Genomic DNA, 3,217 nt, shown 5'->3' with positions numbered 1-3,217 from the left:
GGCGATGAGCGACTCGAGTCACGCATCTACTCGATGGAGCTCGCGTTTCGCATGCAAAGCGCCGCGACGGACGCCTTTGACCTCAAAGGCGAGAGCGAAGCCACTCGCGCCGCCTATGGCGACACGCCCGTCGGCAACAACATCCTGCTCGCGCGTCGCCTCGCCGAGCGTGGCGTGCGCTACATCCAGTGCTACCACGGTGTCGGCCAGCCGTGGGACAGCCACAGCGCATTGGTCAAAAATCACGAGAAGCTTTGCCGCGAAGCTGACCGGCCCATCGCCGCGCTGCTGCATGATCTGAAGGAACGCGGCCTGTGGGACGACACGCTCGTCATCTGGGGCGGCGAGATGGGACGCACATCCACGTATCAAGGCAGCAGCGACAAACCGGCCGTGTTTGGGCGCGATCATCATGTTGATGGCTTCACCGTCTGGCTGGCCGGTGGTGCGGTGAAGGCCGGCCATGTGCACGGCATCACCGACGACTTCGGTCTCGGCGTCGCCGCTGATCCGGTGCATGTGCACGACCTGCATGCGACGATCCTCCATCTCTTCGGTCTCGATCACAAAAAGCTCACCTACCGCTATTCCGGTCGCGACTTCCGTCTCACCGACGTGCATGGCAATGTGGTGAACGAAATCCTGGCCTGACCCGCACCTTCATGAACATGACTTCCCTCACCCGCCGCCGTTGTCTCACGCTCGCTGCCGCCGCACTCATCGCACCTGCTACACAGGCACAGAACGCCAAGAAGAAGAAATCCGGCAAGGCCAGCACGCCTCCTCCTACCAAACCGCCGCTTCAGCCGGTGGACATCACGAAGCTGCCGGAAGGCACCGAGGAGCTCGATCTTTTCCTGCTCATCGGCCAGTCGAACATGAAAGGCCGTGGCGTGATGCCCGATGAGCCGAAGCGCGATCCGCGCATCGTCATGATGCACCTCAAGGACGACTCGTGGTATCTCGCCCGTCATCCGCTGCATCTCACCGGAGATGCCAAGACCTTCGCGGGTCATGACAACGCCGGCGTCGGTTCCGGGCTCGCCTTTGCCGAAACCATCACCGCCCAGAATCCCAAGATTGCCGTCGGTCTCATCCCCTGCGCCGTCGGCGGTTCACCCATTCAGGCCTGGCAAAAAGGCGCGAAGCTTTATGACGAAGCCCTGCGCCGCGCCAAACTCGCGCTGCAGGTCACCGCGCCCGTCAAAGCCCGCATCCGCGGTGCGCTCTGGCTGCAGGGCGAGGCGAATGCGAATCCCGAAGGCCTCGCCGTTCACGAAGGCAAGCTGCTCAAGCTCGTCGATGACCTCCGCGCCGATCTTAGCGAGCCCGACCTGCCCTTCATCGCCTGCACCATTGGCGAGATGGGCGATCCCGAAAAACTCGGCGGCAAGGCGGCGATGAACAAGATCCTGCTCGACCTCCCGTCGAAACGTCCGCACACCGCCTGCGTGGACGCCCGCGATCTCAAGACGCACATCGGCGACAACGTCCACTTCGACACCGCCGCGCAGAACGAGATCGGGAAGCGCTTTGCGGCGAAGTATTCCGAACTCACGAAGCAGTAGTCACTTCTTCTCCAGCGACATCAGTTCGATTTTACGGAACCACACCGGCTGCCCTTCGGCCTGCAGGGCGATGTGGCCATAGCCGAGCATCACATTGCCGCCGGCATCAATGATGTCGCTCGCAGGTGCGATCTTGCACGCTGCGTCGAGCTGCGGACGCTGGTAGCGCAGCACCTCGACGCCGTTCACACGGTGGATGATCTCGTCATTGCCGTGCACCTCGACCTCCGCGCGAACCCACTCTTCCGCGGGAAAGGTCGGCGCGCTCGATTTGACGATGTGCTTCGTGATCAGCTCGCCGCCCATCTCCACATGCGTTCCGGGCGTGCAGAGGTTGCCCGTGGATCGCGGTCCCTTGCCTTCGTCGGCGAGGAACTGCATCTCCAGGCTCGAAGGAAAGCCCTGACCGAAGCGCATGCTCTGCGGTGGCTGCGCGTGAAGCATCACGCCGCTGTTGAGGTTCACATACTTCGGCGCATCGGCCATCATCTTGCCCGTGAAGCGATATTCCAGCCGCAGGATGTAATGGGAGTAGGCCAGGTTGGTGAACAGGTGCCCGTACTGCTCGTCGAACTTCTCGTAGCCGTCGTAGTACACCTTCAGAATGCCGTCCTCGACGCGAAAGGTATTCGCATAATTCTCCCCGAGCGGCCGCTTCGCGATCTTGATCGTCCAACCGGACAGGTCGTTGCCGTTGAAAAGCGACACCCACTTCGGCTCATCCGCCGCGGCCGAGGTGAGCATGAGTGCGGCAGTCAGGACGGCGATGAGGCGGGTGGTGGTCATGCGAGCATCTTGGCGGCTGACGGGCTGTTTCCAATCGGAAGATTCCCGCAGTCGCGTCGTTGGAAAGACACCCTAGAGCGGGACCGATCTTTTCTTGTCCAAAATCCCTCCGTTTCTGCCTTCTTTCCCCGTGCGTCACGCAGTCATCTTCTCACTCCTCACGTCCTTCGCGGCCGCCGGTGCATCGGCGGCGGATGGCGTGGCGTTTTTTGAGAGCAAGGTGCGGCCGTTGCTGGTGAAGCATTGCTACGAGTGTCACTCGCAGGAGGCGGGAAAGCGAAAGGGCGGGCTGCTGCTGGACCGCAAGGAAGGCTGGCAGATCGGTGGCGATGCAGGCGCGGCGGTGATTCCGGGCAATCCGGGCAACAGCCTGCTCCTGCACAGCGTCAGCTATCAGGATGACAAGCTGCAGATGCCGCCGAAGTCCAAGCTGTCGCCGCAGGACATCCGCGTTCTGGAGCAATGGATTTCGATGGGTGCCCCGGATCCGCGTGACGCGGCGCTGGGAGAGGTGGTGAAGAAAAAGACGATCGACTTCGAGACCGCACGTCAGGGCTGGGCGTTTCGTCCGTTGCAAAACACGCCGCTGCCCGCCGTGAAGCAGAAGGACTGGCCGCGCAAGGACCTCGATGCCTTCATCCTCGCGGAACTCGAAGCGAAAGGCCTCACGCCTGCCGCCGATGCCGACAGGCGCACGCTGATGCGCCGGCTCAGTTATGATCTCACGGGTTTGCCGCCGTCATCGGACCTGTCCGACAAGTCCGACGTGTCGGCCTACGTGGACAAGCTCATCAACAGCCCCAAATACAACGAAAAATGGGGACGCCACTGGCTGGATCTCGTGCGCTACGCGGACTCGAACG

4 protein-coding genes are annotated in these 3,217 nt (G+C 62.2%); 3 read left to right on the top strand and 1 reads right to left on the bottom strand.

Annotation, left to right across the window (positions count from 1 at the left end; all coding sequences use genetic code 11):
* Nucleotides 1-651 (top strand): DUF1501 domain-containing protein (locus KDL09_RS16220; RefSeq protein WP_294387304.1); only part of this gene is annotated, 651 nt, incomplete at its 5' end.
* An 11-nt stretch (nt 652-662) separates the two neighbouring features.
* Nucleotides 663-1,568: a sialate O-acetylesterase gene (locus KDL09_RS16215; protein ID WP_294387303.1), complete on the top strand. Its 906-nt coding sequence runs from the start codon at nt 663-665 to the stop codon at nt 1,566-1,568.
* On the opposite strand, the gene KDL09_RS16210 is transcribed toward KDL09_RS16215, so the two are convergent.
* Nucleotides 1,569-2,354, bottom strand: a complete 786-nt coding sequence (locus tag KDL09_RS16210; protein WP_294387300.1) for a DUF1080 domain-containing protein — start codon at nt 2,352-2,354, stop codon at nt 1,569-1,571. It lies immediately after the preceding gene.
* A 130-nt stretch (nt 2,355-2,484) separates the two neighbouring features.
* Between KDL09_RS16210 and KDL09_RS16205 the strand changes: the two genes are divergently transcribed.
* Nucleotides 2,485-3,217: DUF1549 domain-containing protein (locus tag KDL09_RS16205; protein WP_294387298.1), on the top strand; the 733-nt coding region annotated here is incomplete at its 3' end.

Origin of the sequence: Prosthecobacter sp., assembly GCF_020439865.1 — a bacterium.
GTDB lineage: Bacteria > Verrucomicrobiota > Verrucomicrobiia > Verrucomicrobiales > Verrucomicrobiaceae > Prosthecobacter.
The sequence above is the reverse complement of the archived record's forward strand: the minus strand, read 5'-3'. Positions and strand labels throughout refer to the sequence as shown.